Origin of the sequence: Kribbella rubisoli (assembly GCF_004217145.1) — a bacterium.
Taxonomy (GTDB): domain Bacteria; phylum Actinomycetota; class Actinomycetes; order Propionibacteriales; family Kribbellaceae; genus Kribbella; species Kribbella rubisoli.
Genome location: NZ_SHKR01000018.1, coordinates 345408 through 361850 on the forward strand (window position 1 = coordinate 345408; position 16443 = coordinate 361850).

General features: G+C 68.6%; 16 protein-coding genes and 1 pseudogene. 9 read left to right on the forward strand and 8 right to left on the reverse strand.

Features of this window, described 5'->3' with window-relative positions; all coding sequences use genetic code 11:
- Window positions 1-108: 108 nt before the first annotated feature.
- Window positions 109-294, forward strand: a complete 186-nt coding sequence (locus EV645_RS42490) for a hypothetical protein (RefSeq protein ID WP_198682167.1) — start codon at window positions 109-111, stop codon at window positions 292-294.
- 41 nt (window positions 295-335) lie between these two features.
- On the opposite strand, the gene EV645_RS39725 is transcribed toward EV645_RS42490, so the two are convergent.
- Window positions 336-3107, reverse strand: coding sequence for a helix-turn-helix transcriptional regulator (locus tag EV645_RS39725; protein WP_130450081.1), 2772 nt, complete (start codon window positions 3105-3107; stop codon window positions 336-338).
- 78 nt (window positions 3108-3185) lie between these two features.
- Here EV645_RS39725 and EV645_RS43520 point away from each other — a divergent pair, with 78 nt between their 5' ends.
- Together EV645_RS43520 and EV645_RS43525 are read left to right on the forward strand one after the other, a co-directional pair.
- On the forward strand, window positions 3186-3404 hold the full coding sequence (locus tag EV645_RS43520; protein WP_130450083.1) for an SDR family NAD(P)-dependent oxidoreductase: 219 nt from the start codon (window positions 3186-3188) through the stop codon (window positions 3402-3404).
- A pseudogene (locus tag EV645_RS43525) lies at window positions 3376-3828 on the forward strand (SDR family oxidoreductase); the annotation flags it as partial. The gene EV645_RS43520 and the pseudogene EV645_RS43525, both read left to right, overlap by 29 nt.
- 421 nt (window positions 3829-4249) lie before the next feature.
- Here the strand turns inward: EV645_RS43525 and EV645_RS39745 are convergent.
- The 4 genes from EV645_RS39745 to EV645_RS39760 form a co-directional block, all read right to left on the reverse strand.
- The gene (locus EV645_RS39745; protein ID WP_130450087.1) at window positions 4250-5059 is read right to left on the reverse strand and encodes an AMP-binding protein; all 810 of its coding nucleotides are present in this window, start codon (window positions 5057-5059) and stop codon (window positions 4250-4252) included.
- A 13-nt stretch (window positions 5060-5072) separates the two neighbouring features.
- Window positions 5073-5429, reverse strand: a complete 357-nt coding sequence (locus tag EV645_RS39750) for a DoxX family protein (RefSeq protein WP_130450089.1) — start codon at window positions 5427-5429, stop codon at window positions 5073-5075.
- Entirely contained in the window at window positions 5426-5629 is a 204-nt protein-coding gene (locus tag EV645_RS39755; RefSeq protein WP_130450091.1) for a hypothetical protein, read from the reverse strand. The genes EV645_RS39750 and EV645_RS39755 overlap by 4 nt, the downstream gene beginning before the upstream one ends.
- Before the next feature lie 115 nt (window positions 5630-5744).
- Window positions 5745-6191, reverse strand: a complete 447-nt coding sequence (locus tag EV645_RS39760; protein WP_130450093.1) for a hypothetical protein — start codon at window positions 6189-6191, stop codon at window positions 5745-5747.
- 306 nt (window positions 6192-6497) lie between these two features.
- On the opposite strand from EV645_RS39760, the gene EV645_RS43530 reads away from it, so the two are divergent.
- Complete coding sequence (locus EV645_RS43530; protein ID WP_422386674.1) at window positions 6498-6791, forward strand: AtuA-related protein; 294 nt, start codon at window positions 6498-6500, stop codon at window positions 6789-6791.
- Window positions 6792-6898: 107 nt separating this feature from the next.
- On the opposite strand, the gene phaZ is transcribed toward EV645_RS43530, so the two are convergent.
- The 3 genes from phaZ to EV645_RS39780 all read right to left on the reverse strand — a co-directional run bounded on the left by phaZ (window position 6899) and on the right by EV645_RS39780 (window position 10270).
- Window positions 6899-7729 carry a poly(3-hydroxyalkanoate) depolymerase gene (gene phaZ, locus EV645_RS39770; protein WP_130450095.1) on the reverse strand — a complete coding sequence of 277 codons (831 nt, stop codon included), beginning with the start codon at window positions 7727-7729 and terminating at the stop codon, window positions 6899-6901.
- A complete protein-coding gene (locus EV645_RS39775; RefSeq protein ID WP_130450097.1) occupies window positions 7726-9417 on the reverse strand; it encodes a PHA/PHB synthase family protein in 1692 nt (563 codons plus the stop codon). Before EV645_RS39775 ends, phaZ begins: the two co-directional genes overlap by 4 nt.
- A 190-nt stretch (window positions 9418-9607) precedes the next feature.
- Window positions 9608-10270: a TetR/AcrR family transcriptional regulator gene (locus tag EV645_RS39780; RefSeq protein WP_130450099.1), complete on the reverse strand. Its 663-nt coding sequence runs from the start codon at window positions 10268-10270 to the stop codon at window positions 9608-9610.
- 144 nt (window positions 10271-10414) lie between these two features.
- Here EV645_RS39780 and EV645_RS39785 point away from each other — a divergent pair, with 144 nt between their 5' ends.
- From EV645_RS39785 to mhpA, 5 genes are read left to right on the forward strand one after another with little or no spacing between them, the layout of a single operon-like run.
- Window positions 10415-11548, forward strand: a complete 1134-nt coding sequence (locus EV645_RS39785; RefSeq protein WP_130450101.1) for a VOC family protein — start codon at window positions 10415-10417, stop codon at window positions 11546-11548.
- Window positions 11545-12483 carry a fumarylacetoacetate hydrolase family protein gene (locus EV645_RS39790; protein WP_130450103.1) on the forward strand — a complete coding sequence of 313 codons (939 nt, stop codon included), beginning with the start codon at window positions 11545-11547 and terminating at the stop codon, window positions 12481-12483. The genes EV645_RS39785 and EV645_RS39790 overlap by 4 nt, the downstream gene beginning before the upstream one ends.
- On the forward strand, window positions 12483-14363 hold the full coding sequence (locus EV645_RS39795) for an acyl-CoA synthetase (RefSeq protein ID WP_130450105.1): 1881 nt from the start codon (window positions 12483-12485) through the stop codon (window positions 14361-14363). Before EV645_RS39790 ends, EV645_RS39795 begins: the two co-directional genes overlap by 1 nt.
- Window positions 14360-14713 (forward strand): DoxX family protein, encoded by a 354-nt coding sequence (locus EV645_RS39800; RefSeq protein WP_130450107.1) that lies wholly within the window; start codon window positions 14360-14362, stop codon window positions 14711-14713. Before EV645_RS39795 ends, EV645_RS39800 begins: the two co-directional genes overlap by 4 nt.
- Window positions 14710-16245, forward strand: coding sequence for a bifunctional 3-(3-hydroxy-phenyl)propionate/3-hydroxycinnamic acid hydroxylase MhpA (gene mhpA, locus EV645_RS39805; RefSeq protein WP_130450109.1), 1536 nt, complete (start codon window positions 14710-14712; stop codon window positions 16243-16245). The genes EV645_RS39800 and mhpA overlap by 4 nt, the downstream gene beginning before the upstream one ends.
- The last annotated feature ends 198 nt before the right edge of the window (window positions 16246-16443 follow it).

The window sequence follows — 16443 nt, forward strand, 5'->3', positions numbered from 1 at the left end:
CACGAAACCACCAGAGTCAGGCACCGGGCCCAGCCCTAACTCAGTGGCCGACTCTGTTCACGGATCGACTTCCGGGTACGAGTGCATGACCCGCCACCCTCATGCCTCATGGCTGCTGGCCGGGGCGCAGATCTCACGTCTGAAATGGATCGCCTAGGGCACGCCCAGATCCAGACCACCCAGAGGTACCTGCACACCTCGCCGATGCCGACGAACAACGAGAGCGCGGAGCCGGTGCGGCATCTCGGCGAGCAGCCGCTCGGACTCCTCCTAGGACAGGATGCGGACCCGTAGTTGGCGGGACCTTATGCAACTCGGTGTCGGCGTGCACCGTTTCAGTTGCTGATTGTTTGAAACGAAGCTGCGGAGCCGTCGGCGCCCCGCCCGGTATGCAGGGCTTCTCTCAGGGCGCCGCGCGAGGTGACGCCAAGCTTCGCGAAGACCTTGCGCAGGTGCCATTCGACGGTGCGCGGACTGATGAACAGCTCGGCCCCGATCTCGGGGTTGGAGTGCCCGTCTCGGGCGAGTCGGGCGATGTGCATCTCCTGCGGGGTCAGATCGTGCTGGGTCGTGACGTCGCGCCGACGCACAGTCTCCCCCGTGGCCAGCAACTCTGTGCGGGCGCGCTCGGCGAAAGCGTCGGCGCCCGTGGCGATGAAAAGCTCGTAGGCACGGCGGAGCTGGTCTCGTGCGGCGATGCGCTGGTGGTCGCGCCGCAGCCACTCGCCATACAGCAGGTGAGCCCGCGCGAGCTCGATCCGCACCGGCGTCCGGCTCAGACATGCGATCGCCTCGGCGTAGCAGCGCCCAGCCTCCTCACCTTCGCTCACTAGGGCGCGGCCGCGTGCCTCTAGCCCAACCACCCAGTCCGCTCCTGGAAGGACCAACGTCGTCAGTTCGTCCAGCGCCTGGCACGCCAGGTCGGAATGCCCAATCCGGACGGCACCCTCGATCAGCTCGCTGAGTACGAACGGCTGCATGAACGACCAGACAGGGGTCGCGTCGCGAGCGGCGTCGACGGCCTCGGCGTACCGGCACAGCCCGTTGTTCAACAAGGCTGCGGCGTAACGGACCTCGTCCGCGGCAAACCCGTCATCGGGTGCCGCGAGCTCGTCGTCGATCGCGGCGAGCTCGTCCGGATGGCCCCGATAAGCGGCTATCAGCCGACCGCCGTACGAACCCATCCGAATGCCGGTCACATCCTTTACGGAGCGCAGCTCGGCGACGACTGCTTCCCCCACCGCCAGGTCACCGCGCCACGCGACGACGTTGGAGTGCAGGTTGAGGGATAGAGCAAGCTGAGCCAACGCGCCGGACTCGCGGACCCGTGCGACCTGCCGGTCGCTTAGTGCCTGGTATCGGGGGAAGTCGAATAGGGCGATCGCGGAGCACGTCGCGCCCCGGCCGAACCGGATCCAGTCGTCATCGGACACTTGGTCTGCCATATAGAGGTCGATCACCGTGTTAAGCGTTGGAGCAGCCGCCTGTCGCCCCTCGGTGATCATCGTCGCCAACCCGTCGAGCATGAGGTCGCACGGCCGCGCGGCGTCAGGCCGCGGCGCAGCGCGGGCCGCTCGGCTGACCTCCAGCAGGTCGCCACCCGGGGTTGCGAACCGGCCGGCAAGGAGGGCTGCCCACCAAGCCTGCAGATAAGTCTCACGCGCGAGCCCGACGTCGAGCGGTTCGAGCCGTCGTGCTGCCTCCAGCAGCCGCAGCGGTACCTCGCCGCCGGGCCGGGAGGCTGCCTCGATCTGGCCGGTGAGCTGCTCGACGCGAGCCTGCTGCAGGGCGTCGAGTTTCCCGGCGGCGGACTCAGCAACCAGAGAGCGCGCCCGGTCCAGGTCGCCTGCCTGCAGGCTCGCTGTGGCGGCGGCCATGCCCCGGTCGACGCGCCGGGTCGGGTCGGCGGTCAGCACGAACGCCCTCTCGAGGAACGTCGCGGTGCCGGCCAGCCCGGCTCGTGCCTGCGCAGCAGTCGCGGTTCGCTCGAGCTCGGCCGCGACCCCTTCGTCGGGTCCGGTGGCCGCGACCGCGAGGTGCCAAATCCTGCGCTCAGGGTCTCGCTCGGCGTCGGTCGCTGTCGCCAGAGCGAGGTGCGCGGTTCCCCGGTCTTCGGCCGAGGCCGCGGCGTAGGCCGCCGAGCGCACCAACGGGTGTCGGAAATGGACCTGCGAACCGATCTCGAGCAGTTGCTCGCGGTCGGCCGGCGCGGCCGCTTCCCGACCCACGTACAGCGCCTTCGCAGCGCGCCACAGAAGCGTGGCATCGCCGGTGGGGTCGGCGGCGGCAAGCAGCATCAGCTGCTGCGTCGGCCCGGGCAGGGCCCTCACTCGTCGCACGTAGCTGTCGTGTAGCTGACCGGACAACGGTTTCGAAGATGGAAGGGCATAGCCTCCGGCCAGCTCGCTCGCATTCATGCCTCGCGGCAGCTCCAGCAGGCCCAGAGGGTTACCGCGCGTCTCGGCGATGATCCGGTCGCGGACCCGGTCGTCGAGGTGCCCCGGAACGGTGGCGCTGAGCAACACACTGGCGTCCTCGCCGGTGAGCCCTTCGAGGGTCAACTCAGGAAGCCCGGGGAACAGGTGACTGTCGCCAGCTTCGCGGACCGCGAAGAGCATCAGGATCGGCTCGGCCAGCAGGCGTCGGGCGACGAATCCCAGGACCTGGGCAGTGGGCTCGTCGAGCCACTGGGCATCGTCGACCACGCAGACCAGCGGACGTGACCCAGCCGCTTCGGTCAGTAGGGTCAACACGGCCAGGCCCACCACGAAGCGGTCCGGCGTGCTGCCCGCCGAGAATCCGAACGCCACTCGCAATGCGTTCGCCTGCGGTTCCGGCAGCATCGACAGGTCGCTGAGCATCGGCCGGCAGAGCTGGTGGAGCGCCGCGAACGGTAGCTCCAGCTCAGACTCGACGCCGGTGATCCGGGCGGTCCGGTAGCCGGCTGCCTGGCGCAGGCAGTAGTGCAGCAGCGCAGTCTTGCCGATGCCGGGCTCGCCCCGGATCACGAGCACAGCGCTATCGCCACCGCGCACGCCGTCCAGTAGACGGTCCAGCTGGTGACGCTCCCTCGTCCGCCCTCTGAATGGCTCCCGGACAGCTGCCATTTTGTCACCCTAGAACCAGTGGCACGGCACGGGAACTCCCTGCTGCGACGACTTGGCGCTCGCCGCAGACTGCCGAGCATGACCACGTCGACCGGAGGCTCACCTGCGAGCCGGGTGGCGATCGTCGCAGGGGCCACGCGCGGGATCGGTCGAGCCACTGCCTGCCGACTGGCGCGCGAAGGGTGGTCAGTGATCGTCAACTACGCCCACGACCAGCGACAGGCCGAGTCGACCGTCGAGACGATCTTGGCCGGCGGGGAGAGCGGCCGAGGCCGTACGCGCCGATGTGACCGATGAGCTGGACGTCGAGCGCCTGTTCTTCGAGACCATAGAGACGTGCGGTAGCCTCGACGCCGTCGTCCAGGCCGTCATCGGCAGTCGTCCTCCGACGTGCGCGTTGGCTGAGGTCGAACTCGATGGGTTCGAGGCCCTTTGTCGGAGCCACGCTCTGGCGGCCTGCCTCGTCAATCGGGAGGCGGCTCGCCACTTGCGTAACGACGGTGCCATCGTGAATATCACGAGCGTCGCGGTGACCCGGCGCCCCGACTGGGCGACTCAGACCGTGCGCGAGGCGGTGACCGCCACCGGCAGGTCGAAGGCCGTCTGGGGTGACGCCGCTGGTAGACCTCGGCGACGAACTCTGCCCGCAGCGCCTCAGCCTTATCCCAGGCGTCCGGCCCGGCCGGGACCCTCTCCTCCAAGTACCGCTTCTTCTTCTTGACAGGGTCGATGCCGGCGTACACGCGGACGCGGAGGGAGCCGGACGGCAGCGCGTGAATCCCTCCCGTTTGGCGCTTCTTCGGGCTGGTCTTCTTCTGCACAAGCCGCATCGTAGAGGGCATTGGATCCACGAATGGCTCCACGGACCTTGCCTGGAGGGGGGGTCTGACCTGCGTTTCCGCAGGTCAGAGGTGGAGCCGCCTGTCGGAATTGAACCGACGACCTTCTCATTACGGCCGCGGACTTGTGCCAGGTGAGCGTTTTGGGGTTTCAGGTCTCGGCCCAGCTGCGAATGTCGGCGGCGAGATCTTTGACGGTGTGGTGGGCTGAGCGTTGCACTGCACCACTGGTTACGCCGTCTTCGGCGTGGAAGTGGGGCCGGGATACCGTCATCGATGGCAGGTGATTTGCGACTGGCACGCTTACCGACGTTGCGCGAGACTGTGGTGGATGGTGTCGGAGCTGTTGGGTCCTGGCTGGCGGTCCTCGGATCTTCCGCAACGGCCGGTGTTGGTTGTCAACCCGAGATCTGGCGGGGGCGCGGCCGGCCGTCTCAGCTTCACCGGGACTGGCCTGCGAGACGTCGGTGTCGGCAAGCGCGGCAGCAGAGCGGGTGGCGTGGATCGTGTCCCTATCCGCTCGCCGCTGAGGACCCTGGCGGCGTTGATCAGGGCCCGTGCGGTCACCGCCTGATTGCGGTTCAGGCAGCCGTGCGTGAGCTCGGCGCCCTTCGGCTTGCTCGTGGTGCCGGGGGTATAGAGGATCACCGCGATGTCGTCGTCGGACCGGCTGACGGGGTCGGTCGCGGGCGGGGTCGCCGCCAGCGCGGCTTGGAAGTCCCAGTCCCCCGGCGCGACCGCCAGGCAGTCGGGGCCTGCGGCCTTCGCACCTGCCTCCGCCTCGGCGGCACAGTCATGCCAGGCAATCAGCAGTTTGGCGGCGGAGTCGCGGAGGTAGTACTCCACCTCGCGCTTCCCAAGCAGCGGGTTCATCGGCACGACGACACCGCCGGCACGGAGGATGCCGTAGTACGAGATCGCGAACTGCACGTTGGGAAGCATCAGCCCGACACGGTCGCCAGGCTCCAGGCCGCTGCCGCGCAGCAGCGTGACCATTCGGGACGCGGCGTCGTCCAGAGCCGCGTACGTCAGCACGTGGTCATCCATCCGGACGGCCGGGTGGTCCGGGTACATCGAGGCGGACTCGGTGAGGTTCTGGCTGAGGTTGGTCATGTCGGCCTCTTCGTCAGATCTTGCCGAAGGCGAGCCAAAGATAGGCCACGAGCAGCACGATGACGACGAGCGCTGGCGCCATCTCGGCTACGCCGTCGTGCTGGCGCAGGTGCGCGCCGAGGGCTCCAACCATGAGGAGCAGCAAACCCGCCGCGGCGAGCAGGCCGAGCGGGGGTATCGCGAGGCCGATCAGGACTCCTGCGGCACCCGCGACCTCCAGGACCCCGATGCGCTGGTAGGCACCGACACTGAACCCGACGTGCGCGGCCCGGGCCTGCATCGACGCGACGGCTCGGATCTTGCTTGCGCCCAGCACCGCAAAGGCGACAGCGATGAGCGCGGCCAAGCAAACAAGGAGTGGGGTAGTCATAGCTGGATCTCCGACTTCCGCGGAATGGTGAGTGCGTCGACGACAGCCTTGCCTGCTGCTTGGTCGACCTCGTCCAGGTCCAGATCCGGCTTCTCGAACTCCAGCCAGGCGAGGTCGTGCACATTGACCGCCGACGCGTCCTGGGCGCCGGCCTGCATCGTGTCGGGCACCGGGTCGGGGGTCTTCAGGTCATTAGTCATTGCAAACTTCCTTTGGGTGATGCCGCCCGGGCAGGGAGTCAGCCATTCCTGCCCGGCGCGGCGCGAGGGCTGTAAGGAGAACTGGGGCTTCGTGGCCACCGGTCCGATTGGGGGACTACGAGTTGTCTGCGGCTTTGGCGAGCTTGTCGGCGTGGGCGCGGGCGTGGATGGAATCGAGGATGACCAGCTGCGCGTTGTCGACCGCCCAGTCGGCGAAATCGAGGGCTTCGGCCGCGTCAGCTTCTGCCCAGTCGGCGTCGTTCGCGGCGAGCTTGGCGTCCATGTGACGGGTCCGCTTGTCCATGTTTGCCTTGACGTCGCTCATCTTTGCCGCGGCGTCGGCCTTTACCTGCGCCCACTTCGCCCGAGCGCTGTCGGCGGCCTGCGAGGTCTCCTGCCGTGCGTTCTGGGCTGACTGGTCCAGGTTGGACTGAGCCCGGTCGATCCGCTCCTTGAGTTGCGCTTCGGACTCGGTCGCGGCCGTCTGCACCGCCGACTTCGCCGTCTGAACCCGCTTCTGCAGATCGTCCAGCCGCGTGGAGAAGTTCGTGTGTTGCGTCATGAGCTACCACCTTCGTTAGATTCGGGCCCAATGAGAGCCTCTTGTAATGTTTCTGCAGTACTGACGATATCGTCAGTACTGCAATCTGGTCAAGCTGCCATGGCGAAGACATGACGAAATCCTCAGTTAGCTGCTCGTCCGCGACCGGCACTCTGGTCGAGCGGACCATCCGTTCACGCTGCTGCTGCACCCTGCCCGCATGGACGGCTACGACCACCCGGCAGACCGAACCGTCGCCCGCGTCATCGGTCCCGGCGCCATGGACCGCCGATGAACTGGTCGTCGCCTCACTCGGACAGATCGTGCATGCTCCGGCGACAAGGGCGGCGACGCGAATCTCGGCTTGTGGGGTATGCGACTGTGAGGCCTGGGTCTGGCTCAAGTCGACCCTCACCATCGACGAGCTCCGCCCAGCTCCTTCCGGAAACGCGTGAGTTGGCAATCTCGCGCTGCGAACTGCCCAACCTGGGCGCGGTGAACTTCGTCATCCGGGGACTCCTCGGGGCCGGCGCCACCTCGACGCTGCGGCTGGACGCGCAGGCAAGGCGCTCGGTGAATGACTGCGCTCACGCAGCACCGAGGTGTCGCATCCATTGGTGAAGACGTAGCTCGACGGACAGCTCGATGCGCCTACGTCGACGGCCAGAAGAAGTCGCGATCCTGTGTTCGCCGAGCGAACGGACCTCGGGAGAGCGGGCAGCGAGCCGTCAGTGGCTCGATGAGATGCCATCGGCTCTGGGGGCGGTCAGAAACCGCGAGACGAGCGGGCCGAGCTCGTCGGCGGCGGTAAGCAGGCCGAGGTGGCCGTCGTCGAACACGTGCAGTGTGGCGTTGGGCAGCAACGCCCGCATGATCCGCGCGTTCACCAGCGGGATCATCGGGTCGTCGTTCCCGGCGAGGACGAGGGTGGGCTGCCGGATGAGTGGCAGAGCGGGGAGGCTGGACCAGCCGATCCCGGCGAGGAGCTGGAGGGAGTACCCGGTCCTGGACCCGAGGCGCTCCTGCTCGTAGACCACGTGCCTCACCTGGTCGGGCTGCCGCCGCATCCGGCCGCCGTACAGCACCGGCGCGACGGCCTTGGCGTATGCCGGGTCGCGGTAGCGCCGCGGGGTGAGCATCTTGCTAAGCACGCTGAGGCGGGCCGGGACCATCAGCATGCCGGTCCCGGTGCTGACCAGCACCAGTCGTCGGCAGCGACGCGGGTACTGCAACGCCACCTGTTGGGCCAGGCCGCCGCCCCACGAGATGCCGAGCGCGTCGAACCGGTCGTAGCCGAGCCGGTCGACCAGCGTCCCGACGAGGCAGGCCAGCATCGCGAAGTTGTACGGCACCTTCGGCATCGGGGAACCACCCACACCCGGTACGTCGAACCGGACCACCTCGATCCGCGGGTCGACCTCGTCGACGAACGGCTGGAGCAGGTCGAGGCTGGCCCCGATGCCGTTGCAGAGCACCAGCGGCGGCCCCGGTGCCGTGCCCGGCCGGACGGCCACCCGGACGTCGTGGCCGAGGACACGGACCCGGAGGAACCTGGTCACTTGTCGAAAACGTAGGTGCCGGGCGCCTCCGCGAGCACGCCCTGGCGGTGCGACCCGAGCGCCTTGGGTGCCGGACGCTGCGCGCCCCAGCGTTCGTCGAGCCACAGACCGAGGTCGGTCCACCAGGTGTCTCGGTGGACGTCGGAGCCCTCGAGCCAGACCTTGGCGTCGGAGGTCAGATCGTCGTTGGTGTGGAAGGACGCCTTGGGGTTGCCGGGCGGGTTGACCAGGGCAGCGATGTGACCACTGGTGGACAGCACGAATCGGGTCGTGCCGCCGAGGAGCTGGGCGCTGCGGTAGCAGTTCTCCCACGGGGTGATGTGGTCGGCGATGGCCGCCACCACGTAGGAGTCGACCGTGATCTTGCCGAGGTCGATCGGCACGCCCAGGACGGTGAGGGCGCCGGGCCGGGTCAGCGAGTTCTCCATCGCCAGGTCGATGAAGTCGGCGTGGAGTGCGGTGGTCATCCGGGTGGTGTCGGAGTTCCAGAACAGGATGTCGAACGCCGGTGGTCGCTTGCCGAGCAGGTAGTTGTTGACCCAGTAGGTCCAGACCAGGTCGCCGGGCCGGAGCCACGCGAACACCTCGGCCAGCGCCCGGCCGTCGAGGTATCCCTTGCGCGCCGACTTCGCCTTGGCCCGGCCCGCCAACCTCTCGTCGACGAGGGCAGACACAGTCCCGGCATCGTGGTTGTCGATGACTGTAACTGCCAGGCAGAGCGCGGCCAGCCGGTCCTGCCGGCCGATACCGGCGAGGTAGGCCGCTGCCATGCTCGCGAGGATGCCGCCGGAGCACACTCCACCGAGCACCGTCCGCGCGCTGCCCGTGATCTCCTCAACGGCGTCGAGAGCGTCCAGGATGGCACGAACATAGGTGTCGAAGTTCCAGGAGGCGTGCCGCGAGTCCGGGTTACGCCAGGAGACAACGAACATCTGCCTGCCCTGCCGGATGCCGAACTCCACGAGGCTCCGCTCCGGGGCGAGGTCGAGCGCGTAGAACTTGTTGATCGTGGGCGGGATCACCAGCGTCGGCACCTCGGAGACCTCGTCGGTCTGCGGCGCGTACTGGATCAGCTCCAGCACCTCGTTGCGAAAGACGACCTCGCCTGGCGTCGCGGCGATGTTGTCGCCCACGACGAAGCCGCTGCCGTCGACCATCTCCGGCACGCGGGGGGCCGAGGCCAGGTCCGTCACCAGCTGCTTGCCCCCGCGCACCAGGCTCAGCCCGGCAGTGTCTATGACGGCCTTGGCCGAGGCCGGGTTGACCAGCGGTACGTTGCTGGGAGCGGTCGCCTGGATGACGTTCTCGAGGAAGAACCGCACGCGCTTGCGGTCGCGTGGGTCGAGGTCGGCGTCGATCACCAGCTGGTCGACGGTCTGCCCGCTGGCCAGGTAGAGCTGGAGCAGCCGCTTCAGCAACGGGTTCTCGGTCCAGGCGACATCGGTGAACCTGCGGTCCCCTCGGTGCGGCGCGAGCGTCGAGGCGCCGGTGAGGATGCGCCTGGCCTCGACGCCCAGCCGGCCGAGGCGCCGCGCGGTGATGTCCGGCTTGCGCGCGAGAGAGACCGCCCACTTCGCCGTCGACATGTCGGGGACGAAGCGGCGTACCGGGCCGAGGGCGGCGTCGACCAGAAGTACGTCGAGGGAAGCAGCGCTCTCGGCGAGCCTGGAGGTAGTGGCGGTGTTCATCGAAGGATCTCCTCGCGGTCACAGGTGGCGACCTTTGCAGGTGGCTCCCGGTTAGGGCCGCCAATTGACTGAAGGATACCTCGATAGTGACGATTTCGTCAGTATAGTTCGGAGGGCTGAGCGCCGCGGTGACGGCCGCCCGGAGGGCGCTGGTAGCCGCGGCTCCTAGCGGCGGGGCAGAATTGAAGCGTCAGGCCGCCGAGCCGTCGCCTCGAACGGCGCCGATCTCCGGTAGCGGCAGCGTGCTGATCCGCTGCGCCTGCCGCCGCGTGACGCCGAACATGCGCAGCAGGTCCGCGGTCAGCCGGTCGGTGGTCTCCTCGACGTCGCGCTCCGGCTGGTCGTGCAGCAGCTGGCCGAGGGCGATCAGGGCGCCGGCAGCCATCGTGACCGCGACGTCGAGGTCCTCGACGTCGAAGCGGCCGGCATCCGCGGCGGCCGCGATGTCGCGCCGAGCGCGCGGCGCCAAGCCGTTGTCGGCGCCGAGCAGCCGGAGCACGTTGTTGAGCAGCACCCGGCTGAGCTCCGGCTCCCGGCGTTGGAGCCGTCCGGTGAGCCGGAAACTACAGGCGAACACCTCCGCGGGGTCTTCGATGTCGGCGGTCAGGTCGTCGAGCAGCTGACCGTAGCCGTCCATCACCGCCTCGACAGCAGCTTCGAACAGCTGCTCCTTGGTCTCGAAGTGGTTGTAGAAGGAGCCCATCCCGACGTCAGCGGCTTGGGTGATCTCCAGGATCGGCACATTCGTCCTGCCCTCGGCGATGAGGGTCTGCGCAGCCCGGATGAGAGCCGCTCGGGTCCGGGCCTTGCGACGGTCCAGTCGGTTGGCCTGCTGCGTTGGTGCGTTGCTCATGATCTCCTCGGCGTCTCCATCGGTGGGTGGCGTGCACCCATTCTAGCGTGGGTGCTGTCAGAAATGACGTTTTCCTCAGATGCTCTTGACTGAGCATATGTTCGTGAATGACGATATCGTCAGTAACGAATCGAGGAGCAGCAGATGACCAGTCACCGCGGGACTCACAGCGACCTGCACAGCGAGCAGGGCGCACTACGCGCCGAGCACCCGGGACGCGCGAAGAACCCCGTCATCAAGGTGCTCGATCTGGCCTGGCTCCAGTTCGTCAAGCCCGACCTGGTCGCCTCGGAGCGCTTCGCGCACGCGTTCGGGTTCACCACGGTGAGCCGGACGGCGGACGAGCTGCTGTTGCGCGGGACCGACTCCGGCGATCCGTGTGTGGTCGTCCGGCGCGGACCCTGCTCGAGGTACCTCGGTGCGGCCTTCCGGGCGGCGGACTCCACCGATTTGGTGCGGCTCGCCGACGCCACCGGGACGAGGGTCGAGAAGCTCCCGGAGCACCTGGGCGGGTTCACTGTGGACCTGACCGACCCGAGTGGGGTCATGGTCCGGGTTGTCGCCGACACCCATGAGCTCGCAACCCTGCCGCCCCAGTCGACGCAGGTGTTGAACTTCGGGCACGACGTGAGGCGCGCCAACGCCATGCAGCGCCCGCCGCGGGTCCCCGCGAGGGTCCAGCGATTGGGCCACGTGGTGCTGCAGACCACGAGGTACGTCGAGTCCCTGAACTGGTACCTGGAGCACCTCGGTCTGATCGTCAGCGACTTCAAGTACTACGAGGGGCAACGCGAGCGCGGCCCCACCATGAGCTTTATCCGCTGCGACCGAGGCATGACTCCCACCGACCACCACACTCTGGCGATGATGCTCGGCCCCAGCAACCGGTACGTGCACTCGGCGTACCAGGTCGGGGACCTCGACGCGATGGCCGCCGGCGGAGAGTACCTCCGCGACCTCGGCTTCCACCGCTCCTGGGGGATCGGCAGGCACATCGAGGGCAGCCAGATCTTCGACTACTGGCGCGACCCGGACGGTCTACTGGTCGAGCACTTCGCCGACGGTGACCTGTTCGACTCCAGCCTGGAGCCCGGCTGGTCGCCGATGACGGTGTCCGGGCTGGCCCAGTGGGGACCGCCGGCCACCAAGGACTTCCTGGGTCTCACCCCAGGACGAGAGGCGTTGCGCGAGCTGGTGTCGATGGCTCGTTCGCTGCGCGAAGACAACGAGTTCGACCTGACCCGCCTTCACGGCCTCCTGAAAGTGACGAGTTCATGAGCATCACGATCCTTCGTACGCCCGACGCCTGGTGGGTCCGCACTCCCGACGGCGCCGCACGTATCGACACCGAAGCCAAGACCACCGGTGAGCTGCTCGCCGAGCACGAGCAGATCGAGGCGGCCCGGGGCAGCAGGACAACCGTCGACCCGGCCACCCTCGAGCTCGTGTCCCCGGTGACGACGCCCTGCCGGGTGGTGGCGCAGATGACGAACTTCGCCAGCCATGTGAAGGATTCAGGGCTCGACCCGGACACGATCCCGCTGGCGTTCTTCCGGAAGGCGTCAGGCTCGATCAGCGGCCCGTTCGACGACATTGTCCGGCCCGCTCACGTGCGCTACCTGGACTACGAGGTCGAGATCGGCCTGGTGATCGGCCGAGAGCTGCCGGTGGGCACGGCGGTCATGGCGGACAACTGGGCCTCGTTCGTGGCCGGCTTGGTGGTGACCAACGACGTCTCGGCCCGCGACGTGCAGCTGCCGAAGACCCAGTTCTTCGAGTCGAAGTCGTACCCGACCTTCACGCCGGTGGGGCCGTCGCTGGTCCTGCTCGACGACGACGAGCTCAAGCGGTTCGGCGACCTTCGCCTGCGCCTGTGGGTCAACGGCGAGTTGCGCCAGGACTCGGTGGTCGACGACGACATGGTCTACTCCCCGCCGGAGGCGCTGCAGGGACTGAGCCGGTTCCAGCGGCTGGACGAGGGTGACCTGCTCCTCACAGGGACCCCGGCGGGCACCGCTCTGAGCGCACCGCCCAAGCCGCTCGAGATCATCGCCGCATTCCTGCCGCCCACATTGAAGTGGAAGATCTTCTTCCAGCGGCAGGCCCAGAACCCGAAGTACCTCAAGCAGGGCGACGTCGTCGAGGTCACCATCGGGACCGACGACGGTGCGATCGACCTCGGCCGGCAGCGCACCGTCGTGAGGGGCGAGTGATGGGCGACCGCCTCTGGCCGACGTACGACACGCCGGACGACCTCGCGGGGATCGAGGCCGTGCCGCTGGGCGACCGTGGCCTGCCGGGGACGACGTACGAGCTGCTCTTCCGGGCCGCCCGGCTGTGGCCGGACCGCGTCGCCCTGTCGGTGCTCCCGGACGGCGAACGGTGGGAGCAGCCGGCGGAGCGATCCTACGCCGAGCTGCTGGGCGACGTACATCGCTACGCCAACATGCTCCACGCGCTGGGGGTGCGCCGGACCGACGGGATCGCGCTCCTCGCCCCGAACTGCGACGAGCTCATCACCGCGACCCTCGCGGCGGAACTCGCCGGCATCGCCGCGCCGATCAACAGCGGGCTGTCCCGAGAGCACATCGCCGAGCTGCTGCGCAGGTCGGGCGCCCGGGTGCTCGTTGCTGCAGGCCCCGACCTCGCGCCGGAGGTTTGGGAGAGCGCACGGGAGCTCGCCGTCGAGGCCGGGATGGAAGCCCTGCTCGCCCTCGGCCCGACGAGGGTAGGCCCAGGAGAGCCGGAGCTGCACCCGATCGACGGCCTCCGGATCGCCCACGTCTCCGCGCTGGCGGCCGAGCAGCCACCCGACGCCTTCGTCGGGCCGGCGCCCTCGGCCACCGACCTGGCCGCTGTCTTCCACACGGGCGGCACGACCGGCACGCCGAAGCTCGCAGCACACACCCACGCCAACGAGGTCAGCGACGCCTGGATGATCGCTGCCAACGGGCTGCTGAGCGACGGGGTGATGTTCGCTGCGCTGCCGCTCTTCCACGTCAACGCCCTCCTCGTCACCGTTCTGGCCCCGCTGTTCAGGGGCCTCCGGGTCATCTGGGCAGGCCCCCTCGGGTACCGCGACCAGGCGCTGTACTCGCGCTTCTGGAAGCTCGTCGAACGCTATCGGGTCACCACGATGAGTGCCGTGCCCACCGTGTACTCCGTCCTCGCCGGCCGCCCTGTCGACGCCGACATCAGCAGCCTCCGCTTCGCTGTCGTCGGCGCTTCACCCCTGCCGCCAGCAGTCCGGGACGGATTCGAGTCCGCCACCGGCATCCGGCTGGTCGAGGGCTACGGCCTCACCGAAGCTACCTGTGTCAGCGCACTGAGCTTTCCCCACCATCCGCGTCCCGGATCCGTCGGCCAGCGCCTGCCGTACCAGCAGGTGAAGGCCGTCCAGGTCACCGCCGACGGCGAGTGGGTCGACCTGCTGGCCGGTCGGGTCGGCGTGCTCGCCATCAGCGGGCCGACTGTCTTTCCCGGCTACGTCACCGACCGTGGTCCTGACGGGCGCGTCCTGGACGGGCTGGGCAAGCTGCGCGACGGCTGGCTGGACACCGGGGACCTGGCCTGGGTGGACGCGGACGGCTTCATTCACCTCGCCGGCCGAGCCAAGGACCTGATCATCCGGGGCGGTCACAACATCGAACCGGCGGTCATCGAAAACGCGCTGCTGGCACATCCGGAGGTCACGGCCGCGCAGGCCGTGGGTCGTCCGGACGTGCACGCCGGCGAGGTGCCGGTCGCGTTCGTCACACTCGCCCCGGGCGCCGACGCGACCGCAGAGGAGCTGCGCGCCTGGGCGTCCGACCACGTGCCTGAGCAGGCGGCGGCACCCAAGGCCGTCACCGTGCTGGACGCACTCCCCGTCACCCTGGTGGGCAAGCCGTTCAAGCCCGCCCTACGCGCCGAGGCCACCCGAGAGGCCGTCGCCGAAGCGCTCCGCGATATGCCCTCGGTCACCGGCGTCCAAGGAGTGGTCGAGGACGGTGCGGTCGTCGCGGTCGTCGGCCTGGCCCCTGGTGCCGACGAGTCCTCGGTCAAGGAAGCACTCGGCCGGTTCGCGATCACCTGGAGATTGGAACTGTCATGAACCCGACATCGATTCTTGCGGGCCTCCTCATCGTGGCCTTCGCTGCCCTCGGGTCTGCCAAGCTCGCCGCCGTACCCGCCATGCGCGCGAAGGCCGAGCACGTGGGCTTGAGTGTCTCCGCGTACCGACGGATCGGCTTCGCCGAGGTCCTCGCCGTCATCGGCCTGCTCGTCGGCGCCTTCGCGCCAGTGGTCGGTGCCCTGGCCGCCGCGGGACTCCTGATGCTCCTGGGCGGGGCAGTCGTCGCGCACCTGCGCAAGGGCGACGGTGTGCGCGAGATCGCCCCGGCCGTGGTCCTGAGTGTGGTGGCCCTGACCTTCCTCCTTCTCGTGGTCGGAGACCTTCGATGAACAGGTCTCAGCGGACCAGCGCCGACCCGATTCCCGTCGTCATCGTGGGGGCCGGTCCCGTCGGTGTCACCGCCGCCACCCTGCTCGGGCAGTACGGCGTCGACTGCCTCCTGCTTGACCGCTGGGACGGCGTGTACCCGCAGCCGCGCGCCGTCCACCTCGACGACGAGATCTACCGGGTCCTGGTGAGGCTCGGCGTCGGTGAGCAGTTCGCTGCCGTGTCCCGGCCCACCCGAGGGCTGCAGCTGACCGACCGGAACCACCGGGCGTTCGCGGTGTTCGACCGGGCCGGCGACCACGGCCGGCACGGGCACCCGAGAGCCACCCTGTTCGACCAGCCCGAGCTCGAGCACCTGCTGCGCACCAACCTCAAGGACCAGACCACGGTCGGCCTGCGCGAGAACGTCGAGGTCACCGACGTCGCCCAGGACGGCCAGGGCCGGGTCCGGGTGGACTTCACCGACCGGCTCACCGGCGAGCACGAGTCCGTGCTGGCCACCTATGTGCTGGGGTGCGACGGAGCCAACAGCGTGGTGCGTACGGCGATCGGCGCGACGTTGGAGGACCTCGAGTTCGAGCAGCGCTGGCTGGTGATTGACGTGGCCAGCATGGTCGAGCTCGACCAGTGGGACGGCGTTCACCAGGTCTGCGACCCTCAGCGCGCTGCGACGTACATGCGCATCGGGGATAGCCGCTACCGCTGGGAGTTCCGCCTCCTCGAGGGCGAGACCGCCGCTGACTTCGAGACCATCGAAGCCCTCCGGCCTCTCATAGGTCCGTGGGTCGAGGGCATCCCGTGCGACAAGCTCGAGCTGGCGCGTGTCGCGGAGTACAACTTTCGGGCGCAGCTGGCCGACCGCTGGCGTGACCGCAACGTGTTCCTCCTCGGCGACGCCGCCCACCTGACACCGCCGTTCATCGGACAAGGGCTGTGCGCCGGTGTCCGCGACTCCATGAACCTCAGCTGGAAGATTGCAGGGGTTCTGTCCGGCGACCTGCCCGACTCGATGCTCGACACCTACGAGGTCGAGCGCAAACCGCATGCCAGGGCGCTCATCCAGCTCGCCAAACTCATTGGTGTCTCCATGACTCAAGGCGGCAGGGCTGGTGACTTGCTCCGCAGGGCGATCGCTCCGCGGCTCCACTGGATCCCCGGCCTGCGCGACCGTCTCCTCGATAGCGAGACGCCGCCGCTGCGCCGGTCCGCACTGGTAGAAGGACGCGGACTCCGCAAGTCCCTCAATGGACGGCTGTGCCCGAACGCGCTCCTGGCGGATGACATCCGGTACGACGACATGACCCGCGGCGGGTTCGTGTTCGTGACCGCCGTACCGCTCTCGCTTCAGCAGCGGGCGCTACTAGCGGACCGCGGGACCGACGTGCTCGAGGTGGAACCCGGCTCGCCCCTGTACAAGTGGCTCGCAGACGGCAACGCTGCGGCCGCATTGGTGCGGCCGGACTTCACGGTGCTGCGGGCCGGCCGCGACGTCGCAGGGCTCTGCGCCGCAGCACCGAGGTTCCTGGTTGCCTGAGGAAGCGTCCGCCCGCAAGACGACGGGTCGCGGTCCGGTCCGTCGTCGGCGGCGGCGCGCAACGGGTCAGTTCAGGCCGAGCCAGCCGGCGACGGTGATGACCCAGCACGGCGATGGCCAGGACGGCGACCACGCCGACTCAGACACTGGCGAGAGCCTTCGGGCGGGTCGGTTGGCGGCGACGCCAAGGACGCTGCG